This is a genomic window from Streptomyces sp. cg40, assembly GCF_050320165.1.
GTDB classification, from domain to species: domain Bacteria; phylum Actinomycetota; class Actinomycetes; order Streptomycetales; family Streptomycetaceae; genus Streptomyces; species Streptomyces hokutonensis.
This window is the reverse complement of record NZ_CP190128.1, coordinates 1,881,367-1,901,407: the sequence shown is the minus strand read 5'-3', so window position 1 is coordinate 1,901,407 and position 20,041 is coordinate 1,881,367. Positions and strand designations below refer to the sequence as shown.

The following is a 20,041-nucleotide window of genomic DNA, read 5'->3' as shown; positions in this document are numbered from 1 at the left end:
ATGAGCACGTCCAGGAGGGCGGTTCTCGGAGCCGCTCTCGGCGGTGCGGCCGGCGCGGCGGGCGGCCTGTCGGCCGGCGGCCCCGCGCATGCCACTCCCGCGCACGCCAACTCCGCGCATGCCACTTCCGGTTCGGCCACTCCCGCCGCCTCCTGGCAGCAGAAGTGGGCGCCGACCGCGAGCGGCGACGGCCTCGGCGCCTTCGAGACCGTCGAGGACGACCGCGCCGACTCGCATCCGGCCGGGCACCCGCACATCTACGCCACCGGGAACAACTGGCGCTTCACCATGCATACGGTCGACCGCGACACGTCGACCGACCGGCAGCGGCAAGAGGTCACCGGGCTGCGCACCGGCGGCAGCAGCTACCTCAAGTGGACCCAGGGGCAGACCTGGCGGATCACGTACTCGATGTACATCCCCAGCTCCCTGAAGGCGACCACGACCTTCACGCACATCATGCAGATGAAGCAGCCCGGCAACGGCACCTCGCCGATCGTCGTGCAGTCCCTGCGGCGGGTGAACGGCGTGCAGACCATCGAGCTGAACCTGCCGATCGCCGGTGTCCTGGTCGGCCGTACCGACCTCGATCCGCTGCACGACCGGTGGACCGACGTCGACTTCCAGATCAAGGTCGGCAACGGCATGGCCGGTTCGGTCCGCTGGATCCTCAAGTCCGGTTCCACGACCGTGATCGACGAGTCGAGGACCGGTGTCGACACCTTCCTCGCCGACCGGGTCCGCCCCAAGTGGGGCATCTACCGCTCCCTCGGCGACACCTCCGGGTCCCTTCAGGACACCTACCTCCTGCTCACCGATCTCCGCGGCTACCAACTCGTGTGAGGAGCCCGTTCCGTGAAACCCCCCACGAAGTCCTGCATGAAGTCCCGTATGAAACCCCCGATGTACAAACGGAGTTGGGCGGCGAGCGTGTTCTTCGCGTTCGCCGTCGTGCTCGGCCTCGCCCACCCCTCGGCCCTCGCGGCGGCCCATCCCGCGACGCAGAGCCACCCCGCCGCCGTCTACGACGTACGCGACTACGGCGCCAAGGGTGACGGTTCCGCCAATGACACCCCGGCCGTCAACAAGGCCATCACGGCGGCCAATTCGGCCGGCGGCGGCACGGTCCGCTTCCCCGCCGGCACGTACAAGTCCAAGAACACCATTCACATGAAGAGCAACGTGACGCTCCAGGTCGACACCGGCGCCACGATCCAGGGTTCGTCCGCCGACACCTACGACGCCCCCGAGGCCAACCCGTACGACCAGTACCAGGACTACGGGCACAGCCACTTCCACAACGCGATGATCTACGGCGACCGGCTCACGAACATCGGCTTCGTCGGCGGCGGGGTCATCGACGGGCTCGGCAACCTGATCACTGGCAACCCCAAGTCGGGCGAGGCCGACAAGATCCTGTCGCTGACGCGCTGCGACGGACTCCGGATCGGCGACGGGCTGACCCTGCGCCGGGGCGGCCACTTCGCCGCGCTCATCAACGGCTGCACCAACGTCACCTCGGACCACCTGACCATCGACACCGCGAGCGACCGCGACGGCTGGAACATCATCTCCACCACGAACGTCACCGTCACCAACGCCAGCATCAAGGCGAACGACGACGCCCTCGTCTTCAAGAGCGACTACGCGCTCGGCGCCAAACTCCCCAACGGCCATGTGCGCGTGAGCGATTCGTATCTGTCGGCCAAGTGCTGCAACGCGCTCATGTTCGGCTCCGAGACCTGCGGCGACTTCTCGGACTACCAGTTCCAGAAGATCCGGATCGAGGGCGCCGACAAGTCCGGCCTCGGCATGGTCTCCATGGACGGCGCGAAGATCTCCGACGTCCACTACCGCGACATCACCATGACCGGCGTCCACTCACCGATCATGGAGAAGATCGGCACGCGGAAGCGCTGCGGCAACAGTCCGGGCGTCGGTTCGATCAGCGACGTCACCTACGACAACATCACGGCCACCGGCAACAGCCCCTCCTTCAGCCCGACCCTGTGGGGCGAGACCGGTCACCGGATCAGCGGGATCACCTTCACGAACGTCGACATCACCGTCCCCGGCGGCAACGGCACCATGTCCACCGGGGTACCGGACAACGACCCCAAGGACTACAACCCGAAGGCCATCGGCACCCGCCCGGCCTACGGCTGGTACCTGCACAACGCCGACAACGTCCAATTCACCGACAGCTCCGTGAAGTTCACCGCGAACGACGGCCGACCCGCGGTCATCGCCAACGCGGCGAGCGGCATCCGCTTCACCGGCTTCACCGCCCAGCGGGGCACCAACTCGCCCTACGACCTGGGCTTCCAGGACGTGACCGGCTACTGCGTCAGCGGCGCCGGCGCGCCACGCGTCTCCAGCACCGGCTCCACCGAGAACTGCGCGGCCAGTGCGACCAGTGCAGCCGGTGCGACCGGCGCGACCAGCGGGGTCGGTACGACCACGAGCGCCCGCACGCCCGGTGCCGTCGCCCGCCCGCGCGACCTGGAGAACCCCCGCCAGGACTTCCTACGGGGCTCGGTCGGCGGCCTCTTCCTGCACTGGGGCCTGCGCACCGCGCCCGCCCACACCAGCTGCACCGCCTGGGAGAACGACGTCACGAACGGCGGCTGGACCCCCGACTACTGGATCAACGAGGCCCGGAAACTGCATACGCAATACCTCGTACTGGCTACGTTCCACAGTCGGCTCGGCTACGCCCGTCCCTGGCCCTCGAAGATCCCCGGTTCCTGCTCCACCAAGCGGGACTTCCTCGGTGAACTGATCACCGCCGCCAAGGCCAAGGGCATGAAGGTCGTCCTCTACATGACCGACGACCCGCAGTGGCACGCCGACGGCGGCCACGAGTGGCTCGACTCGGCCGCCTACTCCGCCTACAAGGGCCAGAACGTCGACCTGACCACCCGCGACGGCTTCGGACAGTTCAGTTACGACAACTTCTTCGAGGTCATGGACCGTTATCCCGACCTCGGCGGCTTCTGGATCGACAACGACAACGCGTACTGGGAGAGCCACGACCTCTATCAGCAGATCTACCAGAAGCGTCCGAACTACACGCTCAGCAACAACAACGAAGACACGCCGATCATGGACATGATCAGCAACGAGCAGAAGACGGGAATGTCGCCCGCATACGATTACCCGCAGGCTGTATACACCGCACAACCCCGCCTGACGGAAGCCGACTTCAAGCTCCCGTCCACCGGCGCCTGGTGGTACGACGGCTCCGACCCGGCCGTCGACCGGGCGCTCACCCTCGGCCGGCTCGTCACCAACGCCGGCTCCTCGGTCAAGGCGCTGATGGCGGAGACCGCCCAGGTCAACGGCAAGTTCCCGGCCAACCAGGCCGCCTTCAACAACTTCGCGAACTCCTATCTCGACCCCATCTGGGAATCCCTGCACGGCACCGAGGGCGGCGGCTACATGTACGGCGGCCTCAAACCCGGCTTCTGGAACGACGGCGCCCACGGCGTCACCACCATCAGCCGCACGAACCCCGACCTCCAGTACATCCACGTCCTGACCCCGCCCACCACCAGCACCCTGCGCGTCCGCGACAACGGCTACCGCATCGCCTCCGTCACCAACCTCCGTACCGGGGCGCCGATTTCGTGGTCCCAGTCCGGCGGAGTGCTCACGCTCAACGGGCTCGGCGGCTGGGACCCGTACGACACCGTCTTCAAGGTCACGACCGCCGACCGCCAGGGCATCCTGTCCGGCGTCACCGTGAGCGCGAGCGCCTCGGCGAGCGGACACGCGGGATCGGCCGCGGGGGACGGGAGTTACCTCACCTACTGGGACAACAACAAGACGCTGCCCGTCAACCTCACCTTCGACCTGGGCAGTTCGAGGAAGGTGCAGTACATCGGGCTCAACCAGCGCGAGGACTCCGTGGCCTACGCCCGCTCCGACACCGAGCAGTCGGCGCGGATCAAGGCGTACAAGGTGTTCCTCAGCAACGACGGCACCACCTGGGGGAGCGCGGTCAAGACCGGAGAGCTGCCAAGTCGCCGCGGAATCCAGGGCATTGACCTCACCGCCGCCAACGCCCGCTACGTCCGCCTCGAAGTCGACTCCACCTGGGCCGCGTCGACCGACACCACCCGCTACAAGAGGCTGCGGATCGACGAGGCCTGGATCGGCACCTCCTACGCGACCCCCGCGACCCTCACCCCCATGTCGGACAACGGCCAGTCCCTGCGCCCCGCCATGGGCTGGAGCAGTTGGAGCTACGTCCGCCGAACCCCCACCGAGGCCAAGATCAAGGCCCAGGCCGACGCTCTCGTGTCGAGCGGCCTCGACAACCACGGCTTCGTGTACGTCAACCTCGACGACTTCTGGCAGAAGTGCGACGCCAACGGCTTCACCGTCGACTCCTACGGCCGCTGGGCCGTCGACCCGGCCAAGTTCCCTTCCGGGATCAAGGCGTTGGCCGACTACATCCACTCCAAGGGACTGAAGTTCGGCTTCTACGTCACGCCGGGCATCGCCAAGAACGCGGTCACCGCGAACACCCCGATCGAGGGCACCTCGTACCACGCGAAGGACATCGCGGACACGACCAGGACCGAGAAGAACTACAACTGCAAGAACATGTACTACATCGACTACGGGAAGCCGGGCGCGCAGGAGTTCGTCAACTCGTGGGCGAAACAGTTCGCTTCGTGGGGCGTCGACTACCTGAAGATCGACGGGGTGGGCAGCGCCGACATCCCCGACGTCCAGGCCTGGGACAAGGCGCTGCGGGCGAGCGGACGGACCGTCAACTTCGCGCTCTCCAACAACCTTCCGATCGCCGACGCCGCCACCTGGCGTTCGCTGGCGAACAGTTGGCGCACTCAAGGCGACGTCGAGTGCTACTGCGGACCCGGCGCCAACGGCAGCGGCTATCCGCTCACCGACTGGTCGCACGTCTCCGCCCGCTTCAACACCGCCGCGTCCTGGCAGCCGTACGCCGGGCCGGGCGGCTGGAACGACCTGGACTCCCTGGAGGTCGGCAACGGCGACCAGGTGGGTCTGACGGCAGACCAGCGGCGCTCGCACTTCACCCTGTGGGCGATGGCGGGCTCGCCCCTGCTGCTCGGCACCGACCTCACCCACCTCGACACCGTCGACAAGGCCATGCTCACCAACGACCGTCTCATCGGCGTCGACCAGGACGGCGTCGCCGCGAAACGCGTGGTGAACAGCGGTGTGAAGCAGGTCTGGAGCAAGCGTGAGAGCAATGGCGCCTACGTGGTCGCGCTGTTCAACACCGGTACGTCCGGCAGCGCGACGGTCTCCGTGAACTGGTCGCAGGTCGGCTTCACCGGCTCCGGTGATGTCACCGACCTCTGGTCCGGCTCCCACAAGGGCACGATCGCGGACTCGTACAGCGCGACGCTACGGCCGGGCGAGACCCGTCTGATCCGTGTGAACCCGGTCAACAGCACCCTGAGGGGGCAGTGATGAAACGCGACAGAACACCGGCGCGGGGAGCGCGGGGTCTCCCCCCGGCCCTCTCCCTCGCTCTTACCCTGGCGCTCGCCGTGCCGCTCGCCGGACTCACCGGCCCCGCCGCCCACGCGGCGACCACCGACTACCAGGCCGAGGACGCCACCGTCGTCCAGGGCGCCGTGGCCACCAACCACACCGGCTACACGGGCACCGGCTTCGTCGACTACACCAACGTCACCGGTTCGTATGTGGAGTTCACGGTGAGCGCGACCGCCACCGGCACCGCGTCGGTCGCCCTGCGCTACGCCAACGGCACCGCCGTGGACCGCCCGTTGGACATCTCCGTCAACGGCACGGTCGTCGCGCCCGCCGTCTCCTTCCCGGCCACCGCCGACTGGAACACCTGGGCCACGAAGACCGTGAACGTCCCGCTGACGGCCGGCACCGACAAGATCCGGGCGACCGCGACCACCGCGAACGGAGGCCCCAACCTCGACCGCATCACCGTCGGCACCGCGGCCGACACACAGGCTCCGACCCGCCCCGGCCAGCCGAGTTGCTCCGACATCGGCGAGGACGGCCTCACGCTGAGCTGGGGCGCCTCGACCGACAACGTGGGCGTCACGGCGTACGACCTCTACGAGCACGGCAACAAGATCGGTGAGGCGCCCGGGAGTTCGACGAGCAAGGCGCTCACCGGGCTCGCCCCGAACACCACCTACGACCTCACCGTCATCGCCCGGGACGCGGCCGGCAACACCTCGCCCGCGAGCCCGGTGGTCGACTGCACGACGAAACCCAGCTCCGACACCACTCCACCCACCCGGCCCGGTACTTTGTCGACCGCCGACATCACATCGAATACGGTCGACCTCGCCTGGGGCGCCTCCACCGACGACCGCGCGGTGATTGCATACGACATCCGCAGCGGGGACACCGTGTACAAGACGGTCACCACCGGCACCACGACCACCCTCACCGGCCTCGCCTGCAACAGCCCGTACACGCTGAACGTCGTGGCCCGGGACGCGGCCGGCAACCTCTCCGAGCCGAGCAACACCGTCACCTTCACCACGAAGGCCTGCGCGACCGACGGCGGTGTCCCGTCCTCCATCGCGACGCTCTCCACCGGCTGGACCATCCCGTGGGGCACGTACTGGATGCCCGACGGCCAGAGCGCACTCGTCACCGAGCGGGACGACTTCCGGGTCTGGAAGACGACCAAGGACGGCACCCGGACCCAGGTCGGCACGGTGCCCAACGCGGTCACCACCAACGGCGAGGGCGGTCTCCTCGGCGTCGCCGTCGACCCGAAGTGGGCCACCAACCACTACGTGTACTTCATGCACACCGCGTCCGAGGGCAACCGCGTCGTCCGTATGACGTACGACGGCACCACCCTCACCGGCTACACGGTCCTCCTCCAGGGCATCAAGAAGAACCGCTACCACAACGGCGGCCGCCTCGCCTTCGGCCCCGACGGCTATCTCTACGTCTCCACCGGCGAGGCCCAGACCCCCGACCTCGCCCAGGACAAGACCTCCCTCAACGGCAAGATCCTGCGCATGACGACGGACGGGAAACCGGCCCCCGGCAACCCGTTCGGCAACTACGTCTACTCGTACGGCCATCGCAACCCGCAGGGGCTCGCCTTCGATCGCAACGGCCGTCTGTGGGAAGCGGAGTTCGGCAACAGCTCCAAGGACGAACTCAACCTCATCAAGCCGGGCGCGAACTACGGCTGGCCCACCTGCGAAGGGACGTGCAGCGTCGCCGGCATGACCAACCCCAAGGCCACCTGGAACGTCAACGAGGCCTCGCCCAGCGGTATCGCGATCGTCCGCAACGTCGTCTACATGGCGTCCCTGCGCGGCGAACGCCTGTGGCGCATCCCGATCAACGGCGACACCGAGAACGTCGGCACCCCGACCGCGTACTACGTCGGAACGTACGGCCGCCTGCGCACCGTCACCAAGGTCCCCGGAGCCGACCAGTTGTGGCTGTCCACCACCAACTGCGACAACAACGGCAACCAGCCGGACGGCTCCGACAAGCTCTTCCGCGTCAACATCGGTTAGGGAAAGGGGAGTTCAGGCCCGGTACAGCGCCTCGACCTCGTTGGCGTAGGCGTTCTCGATGGCCTTGCGCTTCAGCTTCAGGGACGGGGTCAGCAGCCCGTGTTCCTCGGTGAAGGGCTGGGCCAGGATACGGAAGGTGCGGATCGACTCGGCCTGCGAGACCAGGGTGTTGGCGGCGACCACCGCGCGCCGCACCTCGGTCTCCAGGTCGGTGTCCCGCACCAACTGCGCTGGAGTCATCGGCGGTTTGCCGCGCATGGTGAGCCAGTGCTCGACGGCCTCGTGGTCGAGGGTGACGAGGGCGGCGATGTAGGGGCGGTCGTTGCCGACGACGATGCACTGCGAGACCAGCGGATGGTCCCGCACCCGCTCCTCCAGGAGACCCGGCGCGACGCTCTTGCCGCCGGAGGTCACCAGGATCTCCTTCTTCCGCCCGGTGATGGTGAGATAGCCGTCCTCGTCGAGGGAACCGAGGTCGCCGGTGGCGAGCCAGCCGTCGTGCAGGGTCTCGTCGGTGGCCTTCTGGTTGTTGAGGTAGCCCTGGAAGACGTTGGGGCCGTTCAGCCAGATCTCGCCGTCGTCCGCGATGTGCACGGTCACACCCGGGACCGCCTGGCCGACGGTGCCGTAGCGGGTGCGCTCGGGCGGGTTGGCGGTCGCGGCGGCCGTCGACTCGGTGAGGCCGTAGCCCTCGTAGATCTGCACGCCCGCACCGGCGAAGAACAGTCCGAGCCGGCGATCCATGGCCGATCCGCCGGACATGGCGTTGCGGATCCGGCCGCCCATGGCGGCCCGCACCTTTGAGTAGACGAGTTTGTCGAACAGCTGGTGCTGCATCCGCAGCCCGGCGGACGGGCCCGGGCCGATGCCCCAGGCCTTCTCCTCGACGGCGTCCGCGTACTTCACCGCGATGTCGACGGCCTTCTCGAACGGCCCGGACTTGCCGTCCTTCTCCGCCTTGCGGCGGGCCGCGTTGAAGACCTTCTCGAAGATGTACGGCACGGCCAGGATGAACGTCGGTCTGAAGGCGACCAGGTCGGGCAGCAGGGCGGCGGCGTTGAGCTGCGGCTGGTGGCCGAAACGCACCCCGCCGCGGATCGCCGCGACCTGCACCATCCGCCCGAAGACGTGCGCCAGCGGCAGGAACAGCAGGGTCGCCGCCTCGTCGCCCTTCTTCGAGTGGAAGACGGACTCCCAGCGGTCGATGACGGTGTCCGCCTCGTACATGAAGTTGCCGTGCGAGATGACGCAGCCCTTGGGGCGGCCCGTGGTGCCCGAGGTGTAGATGATCGTCGCGGTCGAGTCCGGGGTGACGGCCTGGCGGTGCCGGTGCACCACCTCGTCCTCGATGTGCGCGCCGGCGTCGTACAGCTCCTGCACGGCGCCCGTGTCCAGCTGCCACAGCTGGTGCAGTGCGGGGAGGCGGTCGATGACGGTGGCGATGGTCATCGCGTGGTCCTCGTGCTCGACCATGGCCGCCGAGACCTGCGCGTCGTGCAGCATCCAGAAGCACTGCTCGGCCGACGAGGTGGGGTAGACCGGCACGACCTGGGCGCCGATCGTCCACAGCGCGAAGTCGAAGAGCGTCCACTCGTAGCGGGTGCGGGACATGATCGCGACCCGGTCGCCGAAGCGGACGCCCCGGGCCAGCAGCCCCTTGGCGAGGGCGAGGACCTCGTCGCGGAACTCGGCGGCGGTCACGTCCCGCCACCGGTCCTGCTCGTCCTTGCGGCCGAGGGACACATGGAGGGGGTCGTCCTGGGCACGCTCGAACACGACGTCGGCCAGACCGCCCACCGGCGGCGCCAACGCCGAAGGAGGGTTGGTGAACTCGCGCAAACCCCGCTCCCCGCTCTCGTCGACGCTCCCCACAGCGCGGTGAAAGCTACCCCACCGGACGGAAGGGCGGGAGGGGGCTGGAACCAGAGCAGTCCTCACGTCCGCACAGGTCAGCGCCGGAAAATGCCCTCACAAGGGGAAGGGTCGGACAGAAATCCTTACGGTTCCGTAGGTTTCGGCCCCGTAATCTCCACCGAATCTGTACGACCCGATTACCCCCGTCGTCCCGCTCGTACGACGTCACCCGGACGACGCCGTCTCCTCCTCACTCAGCGCCCGCGCGGCCGATTCCGTCACTCCGCCACGCTCCGCGCGACCGGCCCCGACCAGCAGGAGAACCAGCGCGCCCGCCGCCGTACCGGCGAACCCGGCCGTCACGAACGCCGAGTCGAGCCCCGACGCGAACGCGGCCCGCAGCGCGTGCTCGGAGAACGCCGCGCGGAGCGCCCCCGCCCCGCCGCCCGCGAGCGTGTGCGCCGCGTCGTGCGGGAGCGTGTCCCGCATCCGTGAGGTGAGTACGGTCCCGGACACGGCGACACCGAGCGCGTACCCCAGCTGCCGTACGGTGTTCACCGCCCCGCCCGCCATCCCCGCCCGCTCGGCCGGCACCGCGGCGAGCGCCGCCCCCGCGAGCCCCGGCGCCACCAGCCCCGTACCGACCCCCACCAGGACCAGCCCCGGCACCAGCGTCGTCCAGCCCGAAGCGGCGCCCAGCACGGCCTGGCAGAAGCACCCCGTACCGATCAGCAGCAGTCCGCCGCCGACCGTCAGCCGGGCCGGCACCCCGTGCAGCAGCTTCCCGGCGAGCACCGACACCACGACCGCCGCCCCCGTCAGCGGCAGCAGGGTCAGCCCGCCGCGCACCGGGCTCATCCCCAGCACCGTCTGCAGCCAGATCGACAGATACGGCATCCCGCCGAACGCCACCCCGTTGAAGGCCAGCCCGCCCGCCATCACCCCCACGAACGCGGGCTTGCGCAGCAGCGCCAGATCGAGCAGCGGATGCGCCACCCGCCGCTCCACCAGCACGAAACAGACCAGCGCGAGCGCCGCCAGCGCGAAGGACACCAGCGTCGGCGTCGCCCCCCAGCCGTCCTCCCCGGCCCGCACCACCGCGTACGTCACCCCGCCCGCGAACCCGGCGAACGCCACCGTCCCCGCCCAGTCGATCCTCCCCCACGCTCGGCTTCGCTCGCGCGGGGGGACCCCCACCCCGCGCGGCTCCCTCGACTCCGGCACCACCCGCAGCGTGAGCCACACCGCGGCCACGCTCACCGGCAGGTTCACGAAGAAGATCCACCGCCAGCCCGGCCCCTCGGTGAGCACCCCGCCCAGCACCGGCCCGACCGCCGCGGCCCCGCCGCTGACCGCGCCCCACACCCCGAGCGCCACCGACCGCCGCCGCCCCTGATACACCGAGCCGAGCAACGGCAGCGTGGTCGCCAGCATCGCCGCCGCCCCCACCCCCTGCACGGCCCGCGCCGCCACCAGCGCGCCCGGCCCGCCCGCGAGCCCGCACAGCAGCGACGCCGTAGCGAACACCACCAGACCCGCCGCATGCACCCGCCGCCGCCCCAGAATGTCGGCGGCGGCCCCGAACCCCAGCAGCAGCGCGGCGAGCGCCAGCGCGTACCCGTCGACCACCCACTGCAGATCACTCGACGACGCGTGCAGCGACCGCGCCATGTCCGGCAGTGCCACCACCACGATCGTCACGTCCAGCAACAACATGAACGTGCCCAGACACACCGCCGTCAGCGGCCCCCATGTACGCATGCCCTCAACTCCCCTGTCCCGGACCATCGGTTCTCCGTACGATGAGCTCCTCCCGGACGATCACCGCCGAACCGGGCACCTCGTCGCCGGAATCCGACAGGAGCAGCCGTGCTGGAGATGGAATCCGACACCCTCGACCGGCTCGACATGGAACTCCTCACCGCCCTGGAGATCAACGGCCGCGCCTCCTTCGCCCGCCTCGGCGCGGTCCTCGGCGTCTCCGACCAGACGATCGCCCGCCGCTACCGCCGGCTCACCGCAGAGGCCGGCCTCCGCGTCGTCGCCATCCGCGACGCCGAACGCCTCGGCCAGGACCAGTGGATGCTGCGCCTGCGCTGCGCCCCCGACAACGCCCTCAACATCGCCGACGCCCTCGCCAGACGCCCCGACACCGCGTGGATCGGCCTGGCCTCCGGCGGCACCGAGATCGTCTGCCTGACCCGCCCGCGCACCCCCGGCGACTACGACGACCTCCTGCTCGGCAAACTCCCGCGCACCCCCAGCGTCCTGGACATCCGCGCCCACCAGATGCTGCACCGCTTCTACGGCGGCCCGACAGGCTGGCTCCGCCGCTTCAAAGTGCTGGCGGACGACCAGATCGCCGCCCTGCTCCCCGAACCGGCGCCCACACCGGGCCCCGCCCGCATCGAACCGGACGACGAGGCACTGATCGCCGTACTCGAACGCGACGGCCGCGCCACGTATCCCGAACTCCAGCGCGCCACCGGCCGCTCCGAGTCCGCCGTCAAACGCCGCCTCGCCACACTGATCGGCTCCGGAGCGGTGTACATCGACATCGAGTACGACTCCGAGGTCTTCGGCTACGCGCGTGCCGCCGTGCTGTGGATCACCGCGACCCCCGCGGCCCTGCACTCGGTCGGCGAGGCACTGGCCACACACGACCAGATCGCCTACGCGTCCGCTTCGGCCGGCCCGTCCAACATCGTCGTGACGGCCGTCGTCAAGGACACGGCGGGGCTCTACGACTACCTCGGCGGACCCCTCGGACAGCTCGACGGAGTGCGGCACGTGGAAGCGAGCCCGTTCCTGCGTCGGGTCAAACAACTCACGTACCGGACGCTTCCGCTCAACTCGCCCGCAACTCCCGCTCCCTCAAAGTAAGTCCAAGATAAATCATGCTGAATACCAAGCACTCGGAGGCGTGAATCACAGTGTCCGGCGATCGAATGTGGCTCGTCCAAAGCGATGCCGCGGGGATTTTCCCGAAGATCTTTTCCGGTGCCGGAAAGAATCATGGGAAGTCCTCAGGGCGAGACCCCTGAAGGGAATACCGAATTGAAGACCAAAAACGCTCACCGCAGGTCCCTGGGACGCCACAGGAAGGTGGTGGGCGCCTTAGCGGCAGCGACGGCCCTCCTCGGCGGCGGGCTCTACGCCAACGCGAACGCCGCCTCCGTCCAGTCCGACCCCTCCAGCAGCGCCTCCGCGTCGGACCCCGGATCGCAGTCCCGGACCAGTCCCGGATCCACCTCCCCGTCCACTCCCGGATCCGCCCGCCCGTCCTCGATCGTGCCCTCGAACTCCGCCGGGACCGGCACTTCCCTCTCGGACGTCGTCGACGCCGCCAACACCTTCCTCGACACCCTCGACGACGACCAACAGGCCGACGTACTCCTCGACTTCACCCAGGCCAACGCCGTTGCCTGGTCGAACCTCTCGTGCGGCGCGACCTGCCGGGTCGGCATCGAACTCAGCTCACTCAGCGACACCCAGCTCGCCGCCGCCAAGGCCGTGGTCGAGGCCGCCACGGGCACCGGCAGCGACACCGGCTACGACCAGATCTCCCAGATCCTCGCGGCCGACGACGTCCTCGGCGAGACCGACAGCAGCTACAGCAGCGGCAACTACTACCTCGCCTTCCTCGGTACCCCGAGCACCACCGGCACCTGGCAACTCCACTTCGGGGGCGACCAGTTGGCCGTCAACCTCACCTACAAGGACGGCGAGGTCGTCGGGACCACCCCGTACTTCGCCGGCGTCGAACCCGTCAGCTGGACCGACGACGACACCACCTACGCACCCCTGTCCGGCATGCACGACGGCCTGGTCTCGATGCTCGAAGGCCTGACCGACGACGAGCTGACCGAGGCGAAGCTCTCCGACACCACCACCGACGTCGTGCTCGGCCCGGACGACGACGGCGACTTCCCCACCACCAAGGAAGGCATCGCGGGCAGCGAACTCACCGACGATCAGCAGCAGTTGATCCTCGACGCCATCACCCCCTGGGTCGAGGCCGCCGACGACACGACCGCCGCGGCCACTCTGAGCACCTACAAGTCGGAACTCGACGACACCTACATCTCCTACTCCGGCACCACCGACCTGGACACCGCAGGCGACTACGTACGCATCGACGGACCCGGCGTCTGGATCGAGTTCTCGGTCGAGGACGGCGTCGTCGACACCAGCCAACTCGGCTACAACAGCGTCTACCGCGACCACGACACCGACTACGGAGGAGAGTTCTCGTTCTCCTGATCCGGACAACGGGCGGCGCTGCTCCTGACCGACGGCGCCGCCCGCAGTCGGTATTTCCTGTACGGCTTTATTTCGCGCCCTCGCGGAATTCGGTATCTGCATTTCCCCGCAATGGAACGCCAATACGGCCGGTATTACGGACCGCGTCGATGCAGTCGATCCCCACCCGCCAAAATAGCCGCCGCCAGCGCGTCCGCCGCCCCCTGTGCGGAAACCCGCCGCCGTCCGTGCACCAGCACGAAATCGACCTCGCCCAATTCCGGCAGCCCCGCCCGCTCCGGCACCCGTACGAGTCCCGGCGGCACCAGCCCCTTCGAGTGCGCCATCACTCCGAGTCCCGCCCGGGCGGCGGCGATCAGCCCGTTCAGACTCCCGCTCGTACAGGCGATCCGCCAGGCACGCCCCTGCCGCTGCAGCGCCTCCATGGCCAGCGCCCGGGTGATCCCCGGCGGCGGATAGACGATCAGCGGCACCGGACGGTCCGCGTCCAGGCGCAGTCGCTCCGCTCCGATCCACACCAGCTTGTCGTGCCAGACCAGTTCGCCCCGCGGGTCCTCGGCGCGCCGTTTCGCCAGCACCAGGTCCAGCTTCCCGGCCGCCAGTTGTTCGTGCAGCGTCCCGGACAGCTCGACCGTCAGCTCCAGGTCGACCTCGGGATGGTCGTAGCGGAAGCCCTCCAGGATCTCCGGCAGCCGGGTGAGGACGAAGTCCTCGGACGCCCCGAAACGCAGTCGGCCGCGCAGCCGGGTGCCGGTGAAGAACGCCGACGCCTGCTCCTGCACCTCCAGGATCCGGCGCGCGAAGCCGAGCATCGCCTCGCCGTCCTCCGTCAGCTCCACGGAGTGCGTGTCCCGGGTGAACAGCTGCCGCCCCGTCGAGTCCTCCAGCCGCCGCACGTGCTGGCTCACCGTCGACTGGCGCAGCCCGAGCCGCCGCGCGGCCTGCGTGAAACTCAGCGTCTGGGACACCGCGAGGAAAGTCCGCAGGTGGGAGAGGTCGTACATGGCATACACCATGGCATACACGGCAGTCGGTCATCATGAAACGTGATGGCAGTCAGAGCGGTATGACGGATTCCCGATCAAGAGGCGGAAGAGGACGATGGGGAGGGCACCGGTCCGTGCCCGGACGGGCGGACGTACAGCGAGACAGTGGAGCACAGTGAAACGCCTGCGATGGCCGAGTCGGATGCCGATCGACCCCTACATCCTGCTGCTCCTCGGGACGGTCGGCGTCGCCGCACTCCTCCCCGCCCGGGGCACCGGCGCCGATGTCGCCTCGGGCGCCTCCACGGCCGCCATCGCCTTCCTCTTCTTCCTCTACGGCGCCCGCCTCTCCACCCGCGAGGCACTGGACGGCCTCAAGCACTGGCGCCTGCACACCACCGTCCTGGCCTGCACCTTCGTCGTCTTCCCGCTGCTCGGCCTGGCCGCCCGCGGCCTCGTCCCGGTACTCCTGACCCACCCCCTCTACCAGGGCCTGCTCTTCCTCACCCTCGTCCCCTCGACCGTGCAGTCCTCGATCGCGTTCACCTCGATCGCGCGCGGCAACGTGCCCGCCGCGATCTGCGCCGGCTCCTTCTCCTCCCTGGCCGGCATCGTCATCACCCCGCTGCTCGCCGCCGCCCTGCTCGGCGGCAACGCGGGCGGCTTCTCCGCCGACTCCGTCGTCAAGATCGTGCTGCAGCTCCTCGTGCCGTTCCTCGCCGGACAGCTGCTGCGACGCTGGGTCGGCGGCTTCATCACCCGGCACAAGAAGGTCCTCGGCTACGTCGACCGCGCCTCGATCCTCCTCGTCGTCTACACCGCGTTCAGCGAAGGCATGGTCCAGGGCATCTGGCACCAGGTCAGCGCCCTGCGCCTCGCCGGACTGCTGGCCGTCGAAGCGGTCGTCCTGGCCGTGATGCTCACCCTGACCTGGTACGGCGGCAAGGCGCTGCGCTTCGACCGGGAGGACCGGATCGCCATCCAGTTCGCCGGCTCGAAGAAGTCCCTTGCCTCCGGACTCCCCATGGCCAGCGTCCTGTTCGGCGCCCACGCCTCACTCGCCGTCCTTCCGCTGATGCTCTTCCACCAGATGCAGCTGATGGTGTGCGCGGTCATCGCCAAGCGCCGCGCCCGCGACCCGCAGCCCGAGGTCACCGAGGCGGCGGCCCCAACCGCAGGGTCACGAACCGCGGTCGGTACAGCGACACGTTCCGGCTGAGGTTCCAGGCGGCCGAAGCGGCCGTGGCGTCCAGCCAGTTGACGTCGTAGCTGAGCACGATCCGCCCGTCGCCGCCGAGCGCCGGATGCACCTGCGGGTTGTAGGCGGCGACCTGCCCGGCCGGCAGCGGCGGACTGAACCCCCGGGCCGGCCCGTGCCACGGCCCGACGGGTGAACAGGCCCAGTACGAGGTCACGGTGGTCAGCCCCCGGCTCCCCGCCGCCATCGTGAACAGGACGTACGTCCCCCCGTCCCGCACCACCGAGAACGCGCTCCCCACACCGGTGTGCCGGCCGTCCCCGAGCACCGCCCGCGGCCCGGCCCGCCCCGTCCACGTCGAACCGCCCCAGTACTCCCAGGCCCCCGGCTCCCCGAGCCGTCCCTCCGGCACCCGCGCCACATACGCCGAGGACGTCGGCCGGGCCGCCGCCTGCGCGTCGTTCCCGCCGAAGACATACGTCCACCCGCCCACCGCGACCGACGTCGTCCCGAACTGCACCCGCCGGGAAGGGTCTTGGACCAGCTGCTGGTCGAAGACCTTCACGATCGACTCGACCCGCAGGTCAGGCAGCGACAGCGTGGCCACCTCGGTCGCGGTCGGCACCCCGTAGATCCACGGATACGCCCCCGCCGTCCGCGTCCACAGCAGCACCCGTACGACGGACTCGGCCGAGCCGGGGGAGCGGGGCTCGACGCGGGCCGCCACCGGCCAACGCCACTCGTTCGGGGCGGGATCGGGGAACAGCGGTGCGGGGAGGGTGAGTTGGGGGTGTCCGTCGCGCATCACCACCGCCGAGTTGCGCACCAGCGGCGCGGTGGTGTCCCGCCAGGCGTAGGACTCGCCGACCGGGTTGGGCGGGCCGTGCACCTGGCCGAGATAGGTGTCGGAGAACAGCCACAGCACCCGCCCGTCCGGCAGCCGCACCGAGTGGGTGCCGTCGCCGCCGGTCCAGTCGTCGGTGCGGGTCGCGTCGTCGCCGTACGCGGCAAAGGAGTTGGTGAGCAACGCGTCGGCCGACCAGGAGCGCACCGTACGGGCCGGGCACGCGGCGCCGCCCTCCCGGTCGTGGTCCTTCGGGAGGGCGGTGAGCAGCACGGCCGCGAGAGCCAGGGTCAGCAGCAGGCCGACCCCGGCTCCCGTCCGCTGTCGTGCTCGCCGGTCCTCGGGCACGCCCGGGACGTTAGTGGCTGCCGCTCACCCGGTCCATGGGCAGCCACAGCACGGTCCCCGCGGTGGGCGGATCCTGCGCGGCCAGTTCGTCGTCCGTCAACAGCCGGTCCCAGACGTGGACTTCGTCCAGGGACCCGGTGAAGTACACCAGGCTGTCCACGCGTTGGCCGAGGTGCACGCCGAACGGCGAGTTGCGGCTGACGGACCCCACGACGTCCGCCGTGCTCACCGTCGTTCCGTCCACGGACAGCGTCAACCGACCGCCGCCGCGCCGCACCACGGCGTGATGCCACTGCCCGTCGTTGTAGGCACCGGCGGTGACCACGGAGGTGGTGTGGACGGCCGTCGCACCGTCCCGGGTGGTGATCAGCGCCCGCACCCGGTTGCCGGCGGGCTCACCGCGCAGCCACACCTGCGGCTGACTGGTGCCGACCCCGCCCATCCACAGGAACGGCTGGTCGCCGGTCGTCGCGGTGTAGCGGAACCAGAGGGAGACGGTGAAGTCCTTTGTCCCCAGGGGCAGTCGGTCGCTGTACGGCAGCCGTACGGCGTCGTCGACACCGTCGAAGGACAGCGCGCCGCCCGACACGCCGTCCGTCTCCTGGGCGCCACCGAGCACGGCCGCGCGCCTGGCGTGCGGGGCGAGGTCGGCGGTCGTCGGGTCCGGGCCCCGACGCGGTTGCAGCCAGGCCTCGTTGAAGCGGGCGAAACGGATCTCGTCGGTCGCCGACACCGCGCCGCCCTCGTAGAGCAGCCCCACGGTGTCACCGTTGATCCGCGCCATGTCCGAGTAGCCGGACCAGTCCTTCGTCACCACCGTGCCGCGGTCCACGCTGTCCCACGTGCGGCCGCCGTCGTAGGAGGAGCGGATCATCATCGTCCGGCGGCGGTCGGGGTCCGCGTCGCAGGACAGCAGGATCCGGAAGCCGAGACCGAGGGTGGCGCACTGGACCTGCGGGGCGTACAGGTCGGGCAGGTCGCGGAAGGGCGCGGTGAAGCTGTCGCCGCCGTCGCGGCTGACCGCCTGGGTGCGGTGGCCGAGGTCGGTGCCGTCCTGTTCCCGTCCGCTGACCAGGATGGAGCCGTCGGTGCGTTCGGTCATGGTCAGCTCGGACGGTTTCTGCCGCCAGGTCCCGTCGGCCGCGATCGGGTACGAGTCGGTGGCACCGATCCTCCAGTGGTCGCCGCCGTCGTCGCTCACGATCAGCGCCGCGTTGTTCGCGGTGACCCGACTCCCGTCCCAGGTCTCGGTGTTGACGCCGAACACGAGCCGTCCTTTGTGCTTGCCGCGGGTGAGCTGGATGCCGTGCACGGGGCCCGTGGCGTACCAGGAGTTCCAGTTCGGGGGCAGGATCTCGTCGCTCAGGTCGCGCGGCTGCGACCAGCTGAGGCCGTCGTCGTCGCTGTACTGGAGGTGCGGGGTGCGGTCGCAGGGGACCGAGCAACTGGCGCTGTCCGTACGGCCCGTGTTGTACGTCTCGGCGAGCAGGATGCGGCCCGTCCTCCGGTCCACGACGGGCGCCGGGTTGCCGTGCGTGTCGCCGCCGCCGTGGTTGACGACCTGGAGCGGGCTCCAGGTGGCGCCGTCGTCGGTGGAGCGCTTGACGACGATGTCTATGTCGGCGGCGTCACCGCAGTTGAGGACGCGGCCCTCGGCGAACGCGAGCAGCGTCCCGTCGTTCGTCCTCACGACGGCCGGGATCCGGAAGCAGGCGTAGCCCGGATCCTGGGACGCCTTGAAAAGGACCTGCTGGTCGAACTCGGGTGCGGGCGAGGTGGTTTGAGCGGCGGCGTGCGCGGGGCCCGGGAGCATGAGCAGCGCTGCCAGGGTGAGTACGGCGGTGAGGGTGGATCTCAGACGTGCGCGAAGACTTGACGGCATGGTGGTGCAACCTGCCCTTCATTCGTCTTGACATCCGGACATCCCACGTCCAACGGGCGCGTCACAGACGTTAGTTGGGGCATCCGGAGCCTCACAAGAAGCGTGCAGCGTTCGGCGTCACGGAAGTTGACGGTGGCGTCGGAGACGGGGGGTGTCTCAGGGCCGCAGCACGACCTTGCCCAGATTGCCCCGCGACTCGATCACCTCGTGCGCCTTCGCGGCCTCCGCCAGCCCGAACTCCCCGTGCACGAAGGGCTTCAGGGCACCCTCGGCGAACAGCCGCCACAGCTCCCGCCGCCACCGCTCGTACAACTCCGGCCTCCCGCGCGCGATGCGCGCCATCTGGAACCCGATCACGGACTTCGCGCCCACGAGAAGGTCGTACGCCCGGATCGTCCCGCCGCCCGAGCTGTACGCCACGAGCCGCCCGCCGGGGGCGAGCGCGGCGACCGCCGGGGTGAGCAACTCGCCGCCCACCGCGTCGAGTACGCAGTCGACGGGCTCGACCGAGCCCAACTCCTCGTAGGCGATCACCTCGTCGGCACCCAGGGCGCGCACGAAGTCGCCCTTCGCCGGATCGGAGACCCCGCCCACCACCCGCCCCGCACCCCGCGCCCTGGCCAACTGCACGGCGAGATGGCCGACTCCGCTCGCCGCGGCCGTGACCAGCACGGCCTCGCCGGGCTCGGGCCGGGCCGCGTCCAGCGCGCCGAGGGCCACCAGGCCGCTGCGGACGAGCACGACCGCGTCGACCGCGGAGGCGGTGTCGGGCACGGGGGAGGCCATGGCCTCGTGGACGATGGCGAAGTCGGCGTAACCGTGCCCGAAGCACAGCCCCGTCACCCGCTCGCCCACCCCGAAGCGGGTCACGCCCTGTCCTGCGGCGACCACCTCGCCCGCGATCTCGCCGCCCAGCGGGATCGGCTCGGCCGCCTCGGTGACCTTGCGGACGACGGGCAGGGTGACCCCGACCGCCTCGGTGCGGACCAGGAGTTCACCTGGCCCGGGGTCGGGGACGGGGGCTTCCTCCAGGAACAGCGGGCCGCCGGCGGACTCGTACCGGACGCGACGCATCGCACCTCCAGATATCGTTGGGAGTCCCAATGGTATTCACGATTTCATTGGGACGCCCAA

Annotated in this window: 12 protein-coding genes; 6 read left to right on the top strand and 6 right to left on the bottom strand. The window is 69.7% G+C overall.

From position 1 onward, the window contains the following. From ACQHII_RS08440 to ACQHII_RS08430, 3 genes are read left to right on the top strand one after another with little or no spacing between them, the layout of a single operon-like run. Positions 1 to 843: a Tat pathway signal sequence domain protein gene (locus ACQHII_RS08440; protein WP_427918668.1), complete on the top strand. Its 843-nt coding sequence runs from the start codon at positions 1 to 3 to the stop codon at positions 841 to 843. Positions 844 to 855: 12 nt separating this feature from the next. Then, positions 856 to 5,466, top strand: a complete 4,611-nt coding sequence (locus tag ACQHII_RS08435) for a glycosyl hydrolase family 28 protein (protein ID WP_427918667.1) — start codon at positions 856 to 858, stop codon at positions 5,464 to 5,466. Then, positions 5,466 to 7,532: a PQQ-dependent sugar dehydrogenase gene (locus tag ACQHII_RS08430; protein ID WP_427918666.1), complete on the top strand. Its 2,067-nt coding sequence runs from the start codon at positions 5,466 to 5,468 to the stop codon at positions 7,530 to 7,532. Before ACQHII_RS08435 ends, ACQHII_RS08430 begins: the two co-directional genes overlap by 1 nt. 12 nt (positions 7,533 to 7,544) lie before the next feature. Here ACQHII_RS08430 and ACQHII_RS08425 read toward each other — a convergent pair whose 3' ends face one another. Both ACQHII_RS08425 and ACQHII_RS08420 read right to left on the bottom strand, forming a co-directional pair. Beyond that, the gene (locus ACQHII_RS08425) at positions 7,545 to 9,371 is read right to left on the bottom strand and encodes an AMP-dependent synthetase/ligase (RefSeq protein ID WP_427918665.1); all 1,827 of its coding nucleotides are present in this window, start codon (positions 9,369 to 9,371) and stop codon (positions 7,545 to 7,547) included. A 240-nt stretch (positions 9,372 to 9,611) separates the two neighbouring features. Continuing rightward, positions 9,612 to 11,147, bottom strand: coding sequence for an MFS transporter (locus ACQHII_RS08420; protein ID WP_427918664.1), 1,536 nt, complete (start codon positions 11,145 to 11,147; stop codon positions 9,612 to 9,614). A 117-nt stretch (positions 11,148 to 11,264) separates the two neighbouring features. Here ACQHII_RS08420 and ACQHII_RS08415 point away from each other — a divergent pair, with 117 nt between their 5' ends. Together ACQHII_RS08415 and ACQHII_RS08410 are read left to right on the top strand one after the other, a co-directional pair. After that, entirely contained in the window at positions 11,265 to 12,269 is a 1,005-nt protein-coding gene (locus tag ACQHII_RS08415; protein ID WP_427925256.1) for an Lrp/AsnC family transcriptional regulator, read from the top strand. A gap of 225 nt (positions 12,270 to 12,494) precedes the next feature. Continuing rightward, positions 12,495 to 13,649 carry a DUF3500 domain-containing protein gene (locus tag ACQHII_RS08410; protein ID WP_427918663.1) on the top strand — a complete coding sequence of 385 codons (1,155 nt, stop codon included), beginning with the start codon at positions 12,495 to 12,497 and terminating at the stop codon, positions 13,647 to 13,649. 134 nt (positions 13,650 to 13,783) lie between these two features. Here ACQHII_RS08410 and ACQHII_RS08405 read toward each other — a convergent pair whose 3' ends face one another. Then, positions 13,784 to 14,653 carry a LysR substrate-binding domain-containing protein gene (locus ACQHII_RS08405; RefSeq protein ID WP_427925255.1) on the bottom strand — a complete coding sequence of 290 codons (870 nt, stop codon included), beginning with the start codon at positions 14,651 to 14,653 and terminating at the stop codon, positions 13,784 to 13,786. 184 nt (positions 14,654 to 14,837) lie between these two features. On the opposite strand from ACQHII_RS08405, the gene ACQHII_RS08400 reads away from it, so the two are divergent. Continuing rightward, positions 14,838 to 15,854: a bile acid:sodium symporter family protein gene (locus ACQHII_RS08400; protein WP_200812202.1), complete on the top strand. Its 1,017-nt coding sequence runs from the start codon at positions 14,838 to 14,840 to the stop codon at positions 15,852 to 15,854. Here ACQHII_RS08400 and ACQHII_RS08395 read toward each other — a convergent pair. The 3 genes from ACQHII_RS08395 to ACQHII_RS08385 all read right to left on the bottom strand — a co-directional run bounded on the left by ACQHII_RS08395 (position 15,787) and on the right by ACQHII_RS08385 (position 19,981). Continuing rightward, positions 15,787 to 17,025 (bottom strand): DUF4185 domain-containing protein, encoded by a 1,239-nt coding sequence (locus ACQHII_RS08395; RefSeq protein WP_427918662.1) that lies wholly within the window; start codon positions 17,023 to 17,025, stop codon positions 15,787 to 15,789. The two genes, ACQHII_RS08400 and ACQHII_RS08395, sit on opposite strands and share 68 nt — an antisense overlap. A 10-nt stretch (positions 17,026 to 17,035) precedes the next feature. Continuing rightward, positions 17,036 to 18,907, bottom strand: a complete 1,872-nt coding sequence (locus tag ACQHII_RS08390; protein ID WP_427918661.1) for an exo-alpha-sialidase — start codon at positions 18,905 to 18,907, stop codon at positions 17,036 to 17,038. A gap of 156 nt (positions 18,908 to 19,063) precedes the next feature. Further along, positions 19,064 to 19,981, bottom strand: coding sequence for a quinone oxidoreductase family protein (locus ACQHII_RS08385; RefSeq protein ID WP_427918660.1), 918 nt, complete (start codon positions 19,979 to 19,981; stop codon positions 19,064 to 19,066). Between the last annotated feature and the right edge of the window lie 60 nt (positions 19,982 to 20,041).

Excerpts from the sequence above, each read along its gene's own strand:
- ACQHII_RS08430 (WP_427918666.1), top strand. The coding sequence starts at position 5,466 with ATGAAACGCGACAGAACACCGGCGCGGGGAGCGCGGGGTCTCCCCCCG.
- ACQHII_RS08405 (WP_427925255.1), bottom strand. The coding sequence starts at position 14,653 with ATGTACGACCTCTCCCACCTGCGGACTTTCCTCGCGGTGTCCCAGACG.
- ACQHII_RS08420 (WP_427918664.1), bottom strand. The coding sequence starts at position 11,147 with ATGCGTACATGGGGGCCGCTGACGGCGGTGTGTCTGGGCACGTTCATG.
- ACQHII_RS08415 (WP_427925256.1), top strand. The coding sequence starts at position 11,265 with ATGGAATCCGACACCCTCGACCGGCTCGACATGGAACTCCTCACCGCC.
- ACQHII_RS08385 (WP_427918660.1), bottom strand. The coding sequence starts at position 19,981 with ATGCGTCGCGTCCGGTACGAGTCCGCCGGCGGCCCGCTGTTCCTGGAG.
- ACQHII_RS08440 (WP_427918668.1), top strand. The coding sequence starts at position 1 with ATGAGCACGTCCAGGAGGGCGGTTCTCGGAGCCGCTCTCGGCGGTGCG.
- ACQHII_RS08390 (WP_427918661.1), bottom strand. The coding sequence starts at position 18,907 with ATGCCGTCAAGTCTTCGCGCACGTCTGAGATCCACCCTCACCGCCGTA.
- ACQHII_RS08400 (WP_200812202.1), top strand. The coding sequence starts at position 14,838 with ATGCCGATCGACCCCTACATCCTGCTGCTCCTCGGGACGGTCGGCGTC.